This window comes from Streptomyces sp. NPDC087440, assembly GCF_044744005.1.
GTDB lineage: Bacteria > Actinomycetota > Actinomycetes > Streptomycetales > Streptomycetaceae > Streptomyces.
This window is the reverse complement of record NZ_JBIUXN010000001.1, coordinates 1,013,187-1,029,685: the sequence shown is the minus strand read 5'-3', so window position 1 is coordinate 1,029,685 and position 16,499 is coordinate 1,013,187. Positions and strand designations below refer to the sequence as shown.

The following is a 16,499-nucleotide window of genomic DNA, read 5'->3' as shown; positions in this document are numbered from 1 at the left end:
TCGCAAACCCATCCCGCACTCGGCACCGCCCCGCTACACTCCCCACACCCAAGCCGTTGACCAGGCAGTACATCAAAGTCCGGCTGGAGTACTAGCCCACCACGCTGTCCGCCGTGTACTGGGCGGCGGCCCATTCCGGTGCGCCCTGCACCGGCGTCAGGGTGACGCTGATCCTTCGTTTCCCACGGGTGGCAGCGGCGGGCAGTTGGTAGGAGTCCTCCAGCCAGCGGCGTCCGTGATTGCCGAGCGGCTGGTACCAGTCGGGCAGCACGGTTCCGTCGACACTCACCCGTGCCCGCTGTCCGGCCGCCAGCTGGTCGCCCGTCCTGCGCAGGACGACACCCTCGTTGGCCGGATCGACGGTCACCTCAAGCGTGACGGGGCGCCGGGTGTAGAACACCTTGGCGGTATGCCGCTCCGGGTTGACGAGTTCCCCCTCGAAGGTCGAGGCGACCTCCAGCGTCGACAGGAACCCACCGCTCTCGACGCGTGGGGAGTGGCTCACCGTGAGCGCCGCGGACACGGTGTGCGTGCGGTGCAGCCGACGTGCTTGCTGTCCGTACCAGTACGTGGTGGCCGCATAGGTGGCCGGAGCCTCGTTGGCCAGACCGTGTTCGATCGTGAACCGCATCGACCGGCCGAAGGGCACCGCGTCTGTGAGCAGCAGCCGGTACGCGCTGGAACAGTCCTCGGCCGCACCGCACCCCGACCCGTCCGTCAGACGAGCGGGATGACCGTTCAACGGCGCGGAGTAGGTCCCGTGCAGGAAGTACCAGCCGCCGCGGTAGAAGTCCTCGGTTCCCGTGCCGTGCACCTGCGGGGTGTGCGAGTCGTCGACGAACATGCGCTCGTCGCCCTCCATGTGCACTCGGCCTCCGTCGCCGCGCATGCTGTGCGAGACGCCCACGACCTTGCCGCTGCCCTGCGTCGACAGAAACTCCCAGCTGCGGTCGAGGACGGTGGCTGAGGCGTGCGAGGTGGCACGGAAGTGGCCCTCCGTGCCCTCGCGGACCGCCCGCGCATGCGCCGTGGAGGGGGTGGTACGCACCCAGGACGTCCCCTCCCGCAGGTTCACCTGGGAGCCGTTGTACACCTCGACGGTCGCCTCGCGCGCGTACGGCATGGGCCACCAGGCCGTGAACTCGCCCGATGCGGAGTCGAGCTGGAACATCAGCGAGCGTACGGGCGCCATCGTGTACCCCGACCCGAAGAATTCGCCGAGGGGCGCGTCCACGGTCCGTACCCCGTCGAAGGTCGCCCGCAGTCGCAGCCCGTGAAGGAGCTTTCGCGAGGTTGCCTCCGGCCCAGTGTCGGGCGTCGGGTAGTTGTAGGCGCGGGTGCCGAGCCAGATCGCGCCGCGGATACGGTATCCGTGGGAGAGCTCGGAGGCCGGGTCGCCGACATCGACGGTGTCCGTGGCGGCCCCCGCAACACCTCCGGCAGGACGGGCCCAGTAGGTGAACTCGTTGAAGTCCTGCCCTGCGGACCACTCCGTGCGGATCGCCAGTCGCGACTTGCCCGCCGTGAGCGCAGCGGGCAGTTCCAGACTCTCCTCGCCCCACCGTTCCGCGGCCCGGGGGCTGCCCGGCCACTCTCCCGCGAGTTCCCCGTCGACGTACACCCGCGCCCTCTGCCCGCCGATGGTCCGATCCAGCCGTCGCGTCAGCACCACGCCCCGGTTCGCCGGATCGACCGTCAGGCCGAACTCGCTGCCGCCGCCCCTTCCGTACGCCCTCCCACTGTCCGTGACGGGCTGCGGCTTGGGCGCGACGGTCTGCGGCAGCCGCAGCCGCAGGCCGCCGATCAGCCCGGGGACGGTGGAGTGGGCGAGCCGCTGGGTCTCGCCGGGCGCCAGCCGCAACGATGCGACCTGCTCGGTGGTTCCCGCCAGCGTGGGCTTGGGATCGGCGGCCGGTGCCCGGCTCATCAGATCCACCACGTCCTGTGCGCTCTCGCCCGGATCGAAGGTGCTGACCCCCTGCGCGTCCGCGAACGTCCGGTACATCACCTGGTACAGGCGCGGGTCGCGCTCGGTGGTGACGCGCATGGACTCCCGGTACGGCATGGGCACCGAGATCAGCGCCCCACCGGAGGTCTGCTTGTCATCCGCCACCAGCGGGTGGGTGAACGGCGCTCCGAGCTTCCCCGCCAGCACGTCCGCCAAGGGCGCGTCCACCACTTTCCTGCCGTCCAGTTCGACGGTGATCCGCCCGGTGTGGGCGAAACTCCCGGTCAGCCCTGTGTCACGGATCGGCCCGAGCCAGCGGGTGAACCAGATCGAGGAGATCTCCCCGGCCCCCACGTGCTCGGCGATCACGCACTCCTTGGTCCTGATGGGCAGACACGAGGAGACCCCGCCAAAACCGTCCCAGTTGCCGCCCTGCCGGTCGAAGCTGGAGAACATCTTCGTCTCCACGCCCCTCGGCAGGTGGGCCGCCAGGTCCAGCCGACGGTACGTCTCCCACCCCACCGGCCCCTTCCCTGCGGGCGCCGTTGTCGCGGCCCGTACTCCTCCCGGCTTCGCCCCGTCGTTCCCGCGCGGATCCCGTGCCTCCCGTTCTCCGCTCGCGACCGCCATCGCCATCGCCAACAGGGCGACGCACAGGAAGGCAGCCCACAGCGCGGGGGCACGTCGCATGACTTCTCCTGCTTCGATTCGACCGGGCTTTTGCCCTGCGTACTGGAGTCCGATGGCAGACCAGCATCGGCGCGGGACTCGGCAACGATGCTCAGGAACCTCCTGGGGCGCGCCGACAATCACCTCAGTGGCGGTTCAGCGGCGGTTCAGTGGCGATGAAATCCCTCGCGGAGAGGTCCCCGCCACGGCCTGAACCGGTTGTGCACGGTGGGCCGGGCCCCGAACCGGCCAGGCATCTCCCACCACTGCCCCCCCACTCGTCGTCCGTGTCCCGCTGGAGTACTAGCAGGGTCGGCCGAGGGCCGCCTTGCGGGCCCGGGGCGTGACGAACTCCAGGCGTACGGAGTCGGAGCGCGGCAGGACGACGGCGACGCCGGTCGTCGCGGTCCAGTTCTGCGGCAGCAGTACGAACTGGTTCGCCGACTGGATGACCAGGGTCAGGCCCTCGTACCGGTACGGATAGCCCGACTTGGCGTCTGCGCACCGGGTCTCGCGGATGCCGGGAGCGGAGAGGGCGAGGGCGCGGGTGCTATGGACGACGGCGGTGGTCGTGCCGGGAAGCCGCACAACGAGCTGCGCGGCGCGCCCCCGGCCGACGGCGGCGGCGTAGTCGGTGGCCGCCCACACAAGGCTGAGCCCGACCAGCACGAACACGACGGCCCACTCGGCCATGGCACTCCACTCGGGACGCGGGGGTGGGGTGGGGGTGGTTGGGGGTGCGGGGGGCGCCTGCGGCGGGCCGGGGCTGGGCTCGGGACGCGGGCTCGGCCCGGGTTCCGGACCCGGACCCGGACTGGGCTCCGGCGTCGGGCCGGGCTCGGGCGCCGGGCCGGGTTCCGGGCTTGGGCCGGGCTCGGGCGCCGGGCCAGGTACCGGGCGCGGGTCCGGGCCGGGGTGCGGATGCGGGTCCGCGTCGGGGCGCGGGTCCGGGTCGGGGGTGGGCTCGGGGTGCGGGGCAGGGTGCGGACCCGGGCCAGGCTCCGGGCTTGGGCGCGGGCTTGGGTGCGGGGCAGGTTCCGGAGGCAGGTTCGGGTCGGGGTGTGGATGCGGGCACTGGCCCGGGTTCGGGTTCGGGCCGGGCTCCGGACTCGGGCCCAAGTTCGGGCCGGGCTCCGGGCTCGGGTCCGGGTTCGGGTTCGGGCCGGGCTCCGGACTCGGGCCCAAGTTCGGGCCGGGCTCCGGGCTCGGGTCCGGGTTCGGGCCGGGTTCCGGGGGCGGTGTCGGGGCCGTGGCGGGGTGTGGCAGGGGGTTGGGGGGCGGTACGACGGGGGTGCGGGCCAGTGTGCGGCGCAGATGCAGGGTGTAGGCCAGGAGCACCACCCCGGCGGCCAGGCTGAGCGGCTGCAGCAGGAAGACGTCCGGGATCCACGCCGGGACCAGCACCTTCGCGAGGCCGAATCCGGCGAGGAGCGCCCCGAGCGCCCCCAGTACCGGGACCAGCACCCGCAGCACCCTCGGCCGGGCCCCGGCCGCGATGCGGGCGCGCAGGAGTTCGTGCCCCCAGAAGGCGACCAGGCCCCCGGCCGCGGCCACCACCATCGGCCGGAACAGCGCGTCCACGCTGATCATCAGGAAGTCCGTGGTGCCCAGGCCCAGCGCGGTCGAGTTCACGCCGAAGTAGTCGTAGAAGTAGTAGGCCTGGTTGAAGCCGAAGTAGTAGAGGAGCGCCGTCACGAAGCTGGTCGGCGCGATGACCGCGCCGAAGAGCGCTCCGAAGCGGTGCAGGCCGGGAGGGGCGGGAGCCGGGTCGGGCGGAGGTTCGCCGGTCATCGGGCGGCGCCGCCGGACGCGGTGGTGGACGCGGTGGGACTGCCCTCTCCGGTCGGGGACGGTGGCGAGGGGGACGGCGTGGACGGCGACGAGGGGGGTGGCGGCGGAGGCGGTACCGGCGACCCGGGAGGCGGACACGGCGCCTTCACCCGGATGCGGATCACATCGCCCCGGTAGAAGGGGACGCGGGGATACACCGCGCGGATGTACGTGCAGGGCTCCCCGTAGTCGTAGGGCACCGGATTCCGTACGAGCCGCACGCACAGGGTCTTGCCGCCGCACTGCGGGAGGAAGTAGCGCTCCAGCTGCTCCCAGTTGGCCGTGTCGCCGTACCCGAGCGGAGTCCCCTGGAAGTTGCTGATCTCCGGAATCGTCATCGGGGACCCCGGCTGCTGGGGTCCGCCGCCGTTCCCTCCCCCGCCCCCGACCACGCCGCCCCCGACGACACCGCCGCCGCCCCCGGGGCCGCCCCCGCCGGAGACCGAACCGCCGCCGCCACCGTCGGAGCCGGTGCCGCCACCCGACGTCGTACCGCCACCGCCCGAGCTCGTACCGCCACCGCCGGACATCGAGCCGTCGCCCGGAATCCCGCCGCCGAGGGGCGGTTGACCGGCCTGCCCGCCGGAGGAGCCCGAAGTCCCCGAGGGATCACCGCCGTTGCACGCGGCCACGCCGCAGCACGCGCACACCACCACGACCGGACCGACGGCACGCCACCGTATTTTCATGTCGACTCCCCGAGGACAGGCCCCACTTGTGAGAGTGACACGCACCCGACCCGGGGTCGATACGCAGGAATGCGCAGGAACACGCAGGAACACGCAGGACTGCACAGGGAGGGGCCAGGCGGCAGGGAAGCGCGGGGCGGAACGAGCGACGGCGGCCCGCCCCCTCCCCCGATGGTGAGGGCGGACCGTCGCGGCCCCGTCGCGTGCACCGGGTCGCCTCCGACCGGCAGTGCACCGCTGGGGAAGAAGTTACGGACGGTGAACCTCCGGTGCGACCCACGGGAGGTTGATCTCCTCTCCAACCAGCGCGGCAGTTCCGGGCGCCTCTACAACTTCCGCGGTATGCCGCTCGGTTGACGTCCCTCCGGACCTGCGGGATTACGCTGCGACGATGTACCGGTTCCGCCCTCCTCACGCCGACCTCCTGCTGGCCCTCGCACAGACCACCGTGGCCGTGCTGCTCGGGCAGGAGTCCGCCGCGCAGGGGTGGTCCGCACTCGACCTCACGGGGTATCTGCTGATCGGGCTGGTGAACCTGCCGGGGGCTTTCCGCACCCGGGCGCCGGTGACGCTGTGCCTGGTCGTGCACGCGGCGTGGGTCGTCTTCATCACCGCCGGGTACTGGCCCGTCGCGGGCAGCTTCGGCCCGATGCTCGCCGTCTACACCGTCGCCTCCCTGCGCCCGCTGCGCACGGCCGTGGCCTGCTCGGTGCTGATGGGCCTGGTGTGGGTGTACGCGGGCCTGCTCGCCCGGGACGCCTCCATGGCCGCGGTCGTGGCGCAGGCGATGGTGTGGCCGGCGGCGCTGTGCCGGTTCGGCGTGGTGGCGCGCCGGTCGGCGAAGCTGGCCCGCAGGCTGCGCGAGGAGCAGGCGGAACGGGCCCGCCGGGCGGTGGGGGAGGAACGCGGCCGTATCGCACGGGAGTTGCACGACGTCGTCGCCCACCACATGTCGGTGATCTCCGTGCAGTCGGGGCTCGCCCAGTTCGTCTTCGAGTCCGACCCGCCGACCGCGCGGGCGGCGCTGGGCACCATCGCCGACACCAGCGCGGAGGCCATGGAGGAGATGCGCCGGATGCTGCGCCTGCTGCGCTCCACCGACGACCGGGACGGCGATAACGCGCCGGACGCCCCGATGCCGGGCCTGGCCCGCCTCGCGGAGATGGTCGAGCGGGTACGGGCCGGGGGCGTGCCGGTGGAGCTGCGGGTGACCGGCACCCGGCGCCCGCTGGCCCCCGGGGTGGAGTTGTGCGCGTACCGGGTGGTGCAGGAGGCGCTCACGAACGTACTGAAACACGCGCCCGGTGCGCCCACCGTCGTGGAGCTGCGGTACGGACCGCACCAGGTGACGGTGCTGGTCGTGAACGAGGAGTCCGGTACGGGGGAGGGGGTGATTCCGGCCAAGGTTGCAGGGGGAACCGGTCATGGGTTGATTGGGATGCGGGAGCGGGCCAAGCTCTACGGCGGAACGATCAGCATCGGCCCGCACGGCGGCGCAGGCGGTTACGAGGTCCGCCTCGACCTGCCGACCTCGCCCCGGGCCGTACGACCGGAGGACGACGGGAAGCGATGACCCGACGCGGACGGCAGGCCCGATGAGCGCCCAGGAGGCGACGCGGGTCCTCGTCGTCGACGACCAGTTCCTGATCCGGGCCGGTCTGGTGGGGCTGCTGCGCGCGGCCCCCGGCTTCGCGGTGGTCGGCGAGGCCGCCGACGGCGCGGAGGCCGTCGAACTCGCGGCGGCGCTGCGGCCCGACGTCGTCCTCATGGACATCCGGATGCCCGGCATGAGCGGCATCGTGGCCACCGCCAAGATCCTCGCGGCGGCGGAGGACCCGCCGCCGCGGATTCTCGTGCTGACGACGTTCGATCTCGACGAGTACGTGTACGGCGCGCTGCGCGCCGGCGCTTCGGGCTTCCTGCTGAAGGACTCGGGGCCTGAACGGCTGCTTGCGGCGGTGAACGCGGTGCGCGGCGGCGACTCGCTGTTCGCGCCGAGCGTCACCCGGCGGCTGGTGGAGTCCTTCGCGGTCCGGGCCGAGGGCGGCGACGATCCGGCCCCTCCCCCGCAACTGCCGCCGGATCTGGACCAGTTGACGGGGCGCGAGGTGGAGGTGCTGCGGATGGCCGCGCGCGGCCTGTCGAACGCGGACATCGCGGAGCTGCTCTTCATCAGCGGGGCGACGGTCAAGACCCATCTCAACCGGGCGATGACCAAGCTGAATCTGGCCAGCCGGGCGCAGGTGGTGGTCATGGCGTACGAGACGGGGCTGGTGCGGCCGGGCGGGGCCTGATGCCGCAATGCCGCACGAAGGGCCTATGACGTCTCGGATATCTGTTCCGCGCCGTGCCCGGTGAAGTGGTCCAGGGTGCCGGTGATCTGGAGCAGCCGCTCCAGCGCCGGGGTGCGGGCGTCGAGGTGCAGCCGGACGTCGGCTGCCGTGGTGGCGCGGTGGACCATCAGCAGGACCGACAGGCCCATCGAGTCGACGCCCGCCAGCTCGGCGCAGTCCAGCCGCAGCACGCGCAGCCCGGGGCGCTCGGCGAGCTCCTCGCGGACGATGTCGAGGAGCAGCTCGGCGTGGTCGTAGTCGAGGTCGCCGTGCAGCGCGAGGCGCAGCGTGTGCTCGCCGTCGGGAGCGATCGTGAAGTGCAGGGGATTCGGGCGGATCGGGTGCGAGGGCATCGTCGTCATGCGGGCTTTCCGGGGCCGGAGCTGATGGGAGAGAGGGTACGGGAGATGTGTGCCGGGCGGGCCGCGGTCCGCCTACCTGGCTTTGAGGCCGTCCGCGGCGAGACCCAGGAGGCGGGTGGCGCGGGGGAAGTCCCGCAGTTCCTCGCCGAGGATGTCGAGCGTGGGGTTGAGGGAGTCCGCCGGGACGCCGCGGGCTTCGAGGATTCCGGCGGTCCAGAGCAGGAAGCCGGTGAAGAGTTCCGGGTCGTCGGTGTAGAGCGCGGTGGCCAGGAAGCTGACGATCTGGGCGAGGTCCTCGGCGGTGTGCTCGCGCTGCCGGTCGGTGTACGACCGCATGGCCGGGTAGCGCTCTTCGAGGCCGGCGAAGGTGGCCTTGACCAGCTCGGCGTGGGTGCGGGCGACCATCGTGTACTCCTGGTCGGCCAGGTGCGGCAGGTCGTCCAGGGGCTGGTGGCCGTGCAGCGGGCCGGGCAGCCGATCGGCGTCGAGGAGGTCGGCGGCGGCGCGGGCGTCGGGGGCCCAGGCGTCCGCGCCGAGCAGGCGCGCGTACCGGCCCTCGGGGCCGAAGGCGGCGCCGCCGACCAGGACGGGCACTCCGGTGGCCTGGCAGGCGGTGATGGTGGCGTGGGCGGTGGGCAGCCGGGTGGCGATGGAGCTGGACAGGGCGACGACGTGGGTCGCGGACCGGTGCAGGTGGCTGATCAGGTGCGGGGTGGGGACCTGGGCGCCGAGGTAGTCGACCTGCCAGCCGCGCAGCTTGAGGACCTCGGCGAGGATGCGGGCGGGCAGCGCGTGCCACTCGCCGTCCACGCAGGCGACGGTGATGCGGCCCCTGCCCGCGGGGGCCTCGGGGCGGGTGCGCGCGGCGGGGACGGTACGGGTCACCGCGTGGCCCGCGGCGTACCGGGCGGCGCGGCGGGCGGTCTCCTGCTGGGCGGCGGCGTGCCCGGCCGCCGAGCGGCGGATCGCCGCGTGCTGGGAGAGGGCGGCGACCGCGCGGTCGTTGATCGCGGTGGCGGTGTGTTCCTGGGCGACGTTGATGCGGTTGGCGGCCCATTCGACGCCGACCTTGGCCTGCACCGGGGAGATGACCTCCAGGAGGACGTCCTCGGCGGGCAGCCCGTCGTCCAGGGCGGTCAGGACGGTGTCGGTGGCCGCGTACTCGTCGCCCGCGGCGACGGCGTCCCACAGCTGGTCGACGTAGACGGCGGGCGGGTGGGGCGCGACGGCCTGATCGGGGCCGCCGGCGGCGTCGGAGGGGCGGGGGTGATCGGGAGCGATGTGCTGGCTCATGCGCTGAGCCTGCCCCGAGTGCGGGAGTTCACCGGGGGGCGCGCGGGCTCGTCCGTCGGCTCGCCCGGGGCGGTCTGCGCCCCCTCCCGCTGCCGGCCGATCCCCGGGGTGGTCCGCTGAACGGTCCGCTGGGCCGTCCTCGGGGCCGAGATGACCAGGACCGCCATGTCGTCGTGGCGGCCGCCGCCCACCCACTGCGAGGCCAGCATCTGGACGCGCTCCACGATGGCCTCGGCGGGCATTCCGGCGCACTCCGCGAGGGCCGCCTTGAGCCGGTCCTCGCCGAACATGGCGTCGCCGAGCGGGCCGCCGCGCGCCTCGGTGATGCCGTCCGTGTAGAGCACGCAGCTCTCGCCGGGAGCCAGCACCGCGTCCACCGTACGGGTCGGCACCCGGGGCATCGCGCCGACCAGGGTGCCGCTGGTGGCGGCCTCCTGGACGCTGCCGTCGGCCCGTACGAGCAGGGGCGCGGCGTGTCCGGCGCTGCTGAGCCGCAGTCGTACGCGGTCCTCCTCGCGCACGGCGGAGGCCAGCACCAGCGTGGCGAACCGGGCGTGGTGGGAGGTGAGCAGCGCCCCGTTGAGGAGGTCGATGACGCGTTGGTGGTCGTCGGCCATGGGGAGCAGGGCGTGCAGGGTGTTGCGGATCTTGCCGGTGAGGACGGCGGCGTCGAGGCCCTTGCCGCAGACGTCGCCGAGCACCGCGAGGGAGGCCTCGCCCTCGGACGCGGCGGGGTGGACGTCGTAGAAGTCGCCGCCGACCCGCTCGGTGTCCTGGGAGGGCCGGTAGCCGCCCGCGAACTCCATTCCGGCGACCTGGTGCAGCACGGGCGGGAGCAGTTCGCGCATCAGGGTCTCGGTGATGGCCGACTGCTCGGCGTACAGCCGCGCTGCCGACATGGCGGCACCCGCGCGCGAGGCGAAGAGCCGGGCGAAGACCTCTTCCTCCTCGCTGAAGGCACCGGCCCCGCCGGTGCGCCGCAGCAGGATGAGCGCGCCCGCCGGGACCCCGTGCCCGGGCAGCGGCGTCACCACGATCGAGCCGACCTCGCCGAACCCGTCGGGAACCACCCAGCCCGGGGCGGCCGCCGGGTCGATCCAGCGCGAGGGCACGGGCGGGAACCCCTGGAGCGCCTCCCCCAGGCCCGGCACCTCGTGCGGGTCGGCGACCTGGAGGGAGCGCACCGGGCTGCCGCCGCGCACGCACTCCACGGCGGGCAGCCGGTGCCCGCTGGCCGGGGCGACCACCAGGGCCGCGTCGGCGAGGTGCTCGGCGGCGAGCTGGGCGGTGGCGTCCATGCAGCGGTCGAGGTTGAGCGAGGACAGCAGCCGGTTGGAGGCCTGGGTGAGGAAGGCGGTGCGCTCGCGCTCCAGGCGCAGGGCCCGCCGGGCGAGCACCTGGTCGGTGTCGTCGACGAGCCACCACACGACGCCGGCGTCGTCGTCGGACCTGCTGGGGTGCGCCTCGAAGGTACGGTCCCCGACCGGCCCGCGCACGGCGTCGTCCGGGCGCTCCTGATGTGCACGGTCCTGATGTGCCCGGTCCTGAAGTGCCCGGTGCTGATGTGCCCGGTGCGCCCGCAGGAGCCAGTCCGGGACCACCTCGGCGAGGGGGCGGCCCGCACACGTACCCTCGAAGAGGGCTTCGGCGGCGGCGTTGGCGCGGCGGACGGTGTCGCGGTCGTCCACCACGAGTGCGGGGTAGGGCGCGGCGCGCCACGCCCCGTCGTCGTTGCGGGAAACGCCGGGGCCCGTCGTGTCTGCCTGCGATGTGCCTGCCTGCTGTGTGGAAGTCGCCAAACGTTGAAGGCCCGCTGGGCGGGCCCCTCACCCCATCGAGTAGAGGAAAAAGTCCGAGGCCCCAAAAAGTTGCCTCACGACAACACTCCTCCATTGACAACCTTTCTGGCAACCCGCTCCATGTGAGGACCGCCGCCCGCGTGTGAAGGTCTCCGGTTGACGGTCCGGGTCTTTCGTCCGCTTCTGGCAAGCCGTCAGGTCGCTTGCGGGCAACGCCTCACACCTTCTCCTCGTACGCCGCCCCGTCGTACTGCATCCCGATGCCGAGGGTGCTCTGCGCGGGGAGCAGTCCGGTGCCGACGATGTCGAGCACGAGGGGCAGCAGGAGTCCGGGGAGCCGGGCGGCCTCGTCGGGGGTGAGGGCGTCCCAGGGGGCGAGGGCGAGTTCGTCGGTGAGGTGTTCGACGGCGGTACGCAGCCGGAGACCCTCACCCGTGGCGGTGCCGTCGGCCTCCAACAGGCCCCGTGCGACGAGCCGTTGACGGGCGTCCTCCCACTCCGCCGCGCTCCACTGCCTGCTGTCGAACACCTCGCGCGGGGCGGCGCCGACCGCCGCGTGCGAGACGAGCGCTTCGGCGGGGCCGAGGCCGTGGGCCTGGAGGGCGACGAGGTGGCCGTCGCCGCGGTGCTCGCGCAGGACGGTGGCGGCGTGCCAGAGGACCAGGTGCGGGGCGTCCGGCCAGGGCAGTGCGGCGTTGGCGGCGGCCAGGGGGCGTCCGGCCGTGTCCGCCGCCTCGGCGGCACGGCGCAGGAGCCCTGCCGCCTCCCGGAGTTCCGGTGCGTCGATCCGGTCGCCGAACAGCCTGCGCAGGGCGCGGTCGACGGCCTCGCTCCGGGCCGCCAGCACCTGTGCGGGGGCGGCGGTCCGCCAGGCCGGGGTGACATACCTCTCCACCATGTGCGGGCTGAAGCTGTAGAAGAGCGCGTTGACCAGGTGCGGACCGGCGGGGCCGAGGGGTGCGGCGCGGTAGGCGAAGTAGGCGGGCCAGCGCTCGTCGACCGCGTAGCCGAGCTGCTCGGCGGCCCCGAAGGCTTCCGGTGCGTAGTAGAGGGTGGCGTGGACGGGCTCCAGGTGCTGCCACAACTGGCGTGCGGTGGCGGGGTGGTGGCGGTGGATGCGGTGGGTCATGACGGGTCCCCCTCGGGGCGTGGCGCGGAACGGGGCATGGCGTGGATGCACGACCGGGGACACGGACCTCATCTTGTCGCCGCCTAGATGCCCATTCCACCGCGCACCCCGCATCTTGTCAATGCCTACTTTCCACTGCCAAGATCCACGGGCTACCATCCCCCCATGCCCGCACCACCGAACACCGCGTACCACCACGGAGACCTCCGCAGGGCGGTCCTCCGCGCCGCCCTGGAGGTCATCGCGAGTGAAGGCGTCGCCGCGATCAGCCTCCGCGACCTCGCCCGCCGCGCCGAGGTCTCGCACGCCGCGCCCGCCCACCACTTCAAGGACAAGGCCGGACTCCTCACCGCGATCGCGATCGAGGGCTTCGACCTGCTGGCCGCCGCCGTCGACGCGGTACCGGCCGACGCCCCGCACCGGCTGCGCGAACTGGGCGCGGGATACGTGGAGTTCGCGCTCGGCCACCCGGCGCACTTCGAGGTGATGTTCCAGCCCCGGCTGCTGCACGCCGCGTCGCCGGACCTCGCCGCCGCCAAGGACCGTGCGTACGCCGCCCTGCGCGCCGACGTCGAGGACCTCCCGGACGCCTCGCGCATCCCGGACGCCCGGCGCGCCGGACTGGCCGCCTGGTCCCTCGCCCACGGCTTCGCGACGCTCCGACTGAGCGGCAGCGCACCGGAGTTGGACCCCGACCCGGTGGCCACCTTCCGCAGCCTGGTCGCCCCGCAGATCCCGTAACCCCAGCCATTCCCCAGGAGACCCCGATGCCCGAGCACCCCAGACACCCCGCGAAGTCGTGGTTCTCCGCGCGCACCGTCTACCGCCACCACGACCTGGAGACCTACGAGGAACGCATCACCCTGTGGCACGTCGCCGACGTCGACGCGGCGATGGCGGCCGCCGAGCGGGAGGCCGAGGAGCACTGCGCGATCCTGACCGGCACCGAGTACCTCGGGCTCGTACAGACCTACCATCTCGTCGACGAGACCCGTCCCGGCCACGGCAGCGAGGTCTACTCCCTGATGCGGGACAGCGAACTCGCCCCGGACGCCTACCTGGACCGGCACTTCGACACCGGCGGCGAACGGACCATGACGACGCCCTCCGATTGAGACGAGACGATCACCGCAGGACAGTCACCTCACCCCCTCCACGGAGACATCTGCGGAGGGGGTGAGGCTTCGGCGAGCGACACGATCGACGTCATCAGGAGGGGCGGAGCCCAAGGGGGCCTGGCAGAAGGGTCACCCCGGCCCCCGCGCCCCGCGCGGGCCCGCGTGGACCCCGTCCAGGGTCAGGGAGAGCAGCCGGTCCGCCTGCCGAGAGTCTTCCGAGTGCACCGTCGACAGGGCGACTCCGGTGAGGAGTTGGACCAGCTCTCCCGCTGTGAGATCGGCCCGCGCGCTCCCCCTCCCCTGCGCGTGCCCCAGCACATCCCCCGCCGCGTCCACGATGAGCCGATGGCAGTCGACGCCCACATAGTCGGAGCCCTCCAGCAACAGCGCCCCGCCAATGCCCTGTTGGGCCCGTGCATGCTCCAGGAAGGCCGCCGCCCACCGCGCCAGCGCCTCGTCGGCCGGTAGCGACGGGGCGGCCACCAGTTCCCCCGCCCGCGCGCACAGCGCCTCGACCCGGTCCGTGAGCACCGCCGCCAACAGTGCCTGCCGGTTCGGGAAGTGGCGGTAGAGGGTCCCTGGCCCGACCCCCGCCCGGCGGGCGATCTCGTTGAGCGAGGCCCCGGGGCCCGACGCCGCGAACACCTCGCGCGCGACGGCCACCAGGCGGTCCCGGTTCAGGCGGGCGTCCGTGCGGCGGGGCGGCGGCGCGGCACCGCCGGATGCGGTCGTCATCGGGATTCTGCCTTTCGGTCGTGCCCGGGCTAGCCAAGCGGAGAGGTTCTCCGTATCGTACCGTCCATCAAACGGAGAACCTCTCCGGTACGCCTCTCCACACGGCCGTACCGGGAATCGAAGGAGCTGTACATGCCTGACGGCACCACGACCCCCCATCCCGCCCCCGACCTCGGCCGCGTCGGCATCTGGACCTTCGCCCACGAGGGGCAGCCCGCCGGACGTGTGCGCGAATCGGCCGCGGAGATCGAGGAGTTGGGGTACGGGGCGATCTGGTACGGGGAGGCGTTCGGCCGGGACACGGTCGGCCAGGCCTGGCTGCTGCTGTCGGCGACCCGCCGCCTCGTCGTCGCGTCGGGAATCGCCAACATCGCCTTCCGCGACCCGATCGCCACCGCCACCGCGACCCGCACGCTCGGCGAGGCGTTCCCCGGCCGCTACCTGCTGGGCCTGGGCGGACACCGCGTCGACGAGGGCATGTCCGAGGTGGACGGCTATCCGGTACGAAGCCTCGGCCGCGCGGTGTCCACGATGCGCGCCTACCTGGACTCCATGGACGCCGTCCCCGCCCACGGCCCCCTGCCCGACCCGGCCCCGCGCCGCGTGCTGGCCGCGCTCGGCCCCAAGATGCTGGCGCTGGCCGCCGAACGCACCTGGGGCGCGCACCCCTACTTCGTCCCCGCCGAGCACACCGTGCGGGCCCGCGCGACCCTGGGCCCCGACGCGTTCCTGGGGGTCGAACAGGCCGTCGTCCTCGACACCGACCTCGACCGGGCCCGCGAGGTGGCGACGGCGCACGTCGCGATGTACGTGGCGGCCGCCCCGCACCAGCAGGCGAACGTCCGGCGGCTGGGCTTCGGCGACGCGGACATCATCGGCGGTCCGAGCCGTCGTCTGGTGGACGCGATCGTCGCGTACGGGGACGAGGAGGCGATCCGGCGTCGTGTGCAAGAACACCTCGACGCGGGTGCCGACCACGTCTGCCTGCAAGTACTGACCGCCGATCCCGCCGCACTCCCCGACCGCGAGTGGCGCGAGCTCGCCCCGGCACTGCTGCCCTGAACCAACCGGAGCCCGGAAGGACCTACCGGGCCCGGTCGAGTTCGCGCACGGCCCGCTTCAGCCCGGGGTCGCGCAGGTTCGCCAAGTCGGCCTCGGCGTAGACGGGTTCGGGGTGGGTGGGCGGAATTCCGGCACCGTCGTAGGTCGTGCCGCGGGCGGTGAGGAACTTCTCGTTGGGGACCGTCAGCACCCACCCGTTGGGCAGGTGCCACTCCATCGTGTCGGAGAAGACGCCCTGGGTGGGTTCGCCGATGCGGATCGGGGCCGGGGTGCGGGACATCAGGGACTGGGCGAAGGACTCCCCCGCACTGATGGTGAGCGGACCGCCGAGCACGGCGACCGGGCCGGTGAACCGGGGCCCCTCGGCCGGGCGGACCCGGATGGGCTGGGGCGCGGTCCAACTGCCCGGATCGTTCGGGTCATTGCGGGCGATCTTCGTGTACGCGGTGTAGGTGCGGCCCGTCAGCCGCTGGGCGATCTTGATGCCGAGGGCGTCCGAGCCACCCCCGTTGGCCCGGAGGTCCACGACCAGGCCGCGCATCCCGCGCACCCGCTCGGCGGTGAAGATCTCCGCCAGCGCCCGGTCCAGGACGGCGGCGTCCGCGTCGGCGTCGCGGGCCTTGGTGTATCCGGCGAAGGAGGTGATGCGGAGGTAGCCGATGCCGGGGGTGGAGAGGTCGGCGTACTGGATCTGGCCGCCTGCGAACTCATGCACCTTCTGCGGGAGTTGGGGCTTGCTCGCAGCAACGACACGGGCGAGGAACTTCTCGACATCGGCCGGGTACGGGGTACCGGGACGCATGTTCATGGTGCCGCGTTCGCCCGCGATGTCGCGGAGTTGGGTGTGCATGTCGTGCAGGGGCGCGATCATCGCACCGAGGATCTGGTAGAGGCGATCAGCGGAGGTGTTCTTGTTGACCTGGGGGCGGTACGTGTTCCGCATCGCGTCCCAGTCGACGCCCTTCTCGGCGAAGAAGGGGTAGTTCTCGTGCAGGGCCGACCAGAACACGTCGAAGGTGTGCACCGGGTCGGCGGCGGGCTTGCGGGTGCAGTCGGCGGGCAGGGCACGCACCCGCTCCAGGCTCCGCTCGCCGACCGCGCCCGAAGGAGCGAGCCGGGCGTGGCCCTCGCCGGTGGACCGGAGGGTGAGGGCCCGCACTCCGGCGGCGTCCCGGAAGGGGGTCCCGGCGGAGGTCGGCTTCTTGTCGGCGGTGAGGTCCGGCCCGCCGGGCAGACAGCCCGCCGCCGTGAACTCGTACGTACGCAGCACTCCTTGACGTACCGTCACATACTGCGCGTAGCCGTCACTGCGCCAGACCCCTTCGAGGGCGGTTCGCGCCTCGGGGTGCGCCTCCTGGGCCGCCGCACCGGTCGACACCACGGCCAGCGTCACCGCCGCGGCGGCTGCGGCACCCCAACGCCCCTTACTCCTGAACATCCTTGAGCCTCTCCCTGTACGGCCACTTCCTGCACCTCAAGGCTCGTGCACCGGGCTCACGGCCACCATCCGGCAACCTCCCGCCCCGGCCGGG

At 73.0% G+C, this 16,499-nt stretch carries 13 protein-coding genes; 5 read left to right on the top strand and 8 right to left on the bottom strand.

All coding sequences use genetic code 11. The annotated features are described in order from the left end of the window. Positions 1–91 precede the first annotated feature (91 nt). Positions 92–2,638, bottom strand: coding sequence for a glycoside hydrolase family 172 protein (locus ACIO3O_RS04640; protein ID WP_401741799.1), 2,547 nt, complete (start codon positions 2,636–2,638; stop codon positions 92–94). Positions 2,639–2,920: 282 nt separating this feature from the next. Further along, a complete protein-coding gene (locus ACIO3O_RS04635; protein ID WP_401741796.1) occupies positions 2,921–4,546 on the bottom strand; it encodes a hypothetical protein in 1,626 nt (541 codons plus the stop codon). Positions 4,547–5,527: 981 nt separating this feature from the next. Between ACIO3O_RS04635 and ACIO3O_RS04630 the strand changes: the two genes are divergently transcribed. Next, positions 5,528–6,709, top strand: a complete 1,182-nt coding sequence (locus ACIO3O_RS04630) for a sensor histidine kinase (protein ID WP_401741794.1) — start codon at positions 5,528–5,530, stop codon at positions 6,707–6,709. A 22-nt stretch (positions 6,710–6,731) separates the two neighbouring features. Then, positions 6,732–7,430, top strand: coding sequence for a response regulator (locus ACIO3O_RS04625; protein ID WP_401741792.1), 699 nt, complete (start codon positions 6,732–6,734; stop codon positions 7,428–7,430). A 23-nt stretch (positions 7,431–7,453) separates the two neighbouring features. On the opposite strand, the gene ACIO3O_RS04620 is transcribed toward ACIO3O_RS04625, so the two are convergent. The 4 genes from ACIO3O_RS04620 to ACIO3O_RS04605 all read right to left on the bottom strand — a co-directional run bounded on the left by ACIO3O_RS04620 (position 7,454) and on the right by ACIO3O_RS04605 (position 12,052). After that, on the bottom strand, positions 7,454–7,831 hold the full coding sequence (locus ACIO3O_RS04620; protein WP_401741790.1) for an STAS domain-containing protein: 378 nt from the start codon (positions 7,829–7,831) through the stop codon (positions 7,454–7,456). A 72-nt stretch (positions 7,832–7,903) separates the two neighbouring features. Continuing rightward, entirely contained in the window at positions 7,904–9,124 is a 1,221-nt protein-coding gene (locus ACIO3O_RS04615) for a B12-binding domain-containing protein (protein ID WP_401741788.1), read from the bottom strand. Next, on the bottom strand, positions 9,121–10,815 hold the full coding sequence (locus ACIO3O_RS04610; RefSeq protein ID WP_401741787.1) for a PP2C family protein-serine/threonine phosphatase: 1,695 nt from the start codon (positions 10,813–10,815) through the stop codon (positions 9,121–9,123). Before ACIO3O_RS04610 ends, ACIO3O_RS04615 begins: the two co-directional genes overlap by 4 nt. Before the next feature lie 325 nt (positions 10,816–11,140). Then, positions 11,141–12,052, bottom strand: coding sequence for a hypothetical protein (locus ACIO3O_RS04605; RefSeq protein ID WP_401741786.1), 912 nt, complete (start codon positions 12,050–12,052; stop codon positions 11,141–11,143). Between the two features lie 165 nt (positions 12,053–12,217). On the opposite strand from ACIO3O_RS04605, the gene ACIO3O_RS04600 reads away from it, so the two are divergent. Together ACIO3O_RS04600 and ACIO3O_RS04595 are read left to right on the top strand one after the other, a co-directional pair. Then, the gene (locus ACIO3O_RS04600; RefSeq protein ID WP_401741783.1) at positions 12,218–12,793 is read left to right on the top strand and encodes a TetR/AcrR family transcriptional regulator; all 576 of its coding nucleotides are present in this window, start codon (positions 12,218–12,220) and stop codon (positions 12,791–12,793) included. A 26-nt stretch (positions 12,794–12,819) separates the two neighbouring features. Beyond that, entirely contained in the window at positions 12,820–13,167 is a 348-nt protein-coding gene (locus ACIO3O_RS04595) for a hypothetical protein (RefSeq protein WP_401741781.1), read from the top strand. A 132-nt stretch (positions 13,168–13,299) separates the two neighbouring features. Here ACIO3O_RS04595 and ACIO3O_RS04590 read toward each other — a convergent pair whose 3' ends face one another. Further along, on the bottom strand, positions 13,300–13,905 hold the full coding sequence (locus ACIO3O_RS04590; RefSeq protein ID WP_401741778.1) for a TetR/AcrR family transcriptional regulator: 606 nt from the start codon (positions 13,903–13,905) through the stop codon (positions 13,300–13,302). Between the two features lie 132 nt (positions 13,906–14,037). Here ACIO3O_RS04590 and ACIO3O_RS04585 point away from each other — a divergent pair, with 132 nt between their 5' ends. Continuing rightward, positions 14,038–14,967 carry a TIGR03620 family F420-dependent LLM class oxidoreductase gene (locus ACIO3O_RS04585; RefSeq protein WP_401741775.1) on the top strand — a complete coding sequence of 310 codons (930 nt, stop codon included), beginning with the start codon at positions 14,038–14,040 and terminating at the stop codon, positions 14,965–14,967. Positions 14,968–14,989: 22 nt separating this feature from the next. Here the strand turns inward: ACIO3O_RS04585 and ACIO3O_RS04580 are convergent, their stop codons facing one another. Then, the gene (locus tag ACIO3O_RS04580; protein ID WP_401741774.1) at positions 14,990–16,405 is read right to left on the bottom strand and encodes a S41 family peptidase; all 1,416 of its coding nucleotides are present in this window, start codon (positions 16,403–16,405) and stop codon (positions 14,990–14,992) included. Positions 16,406–16,499 lie beyond the last annotated feature (94 nt).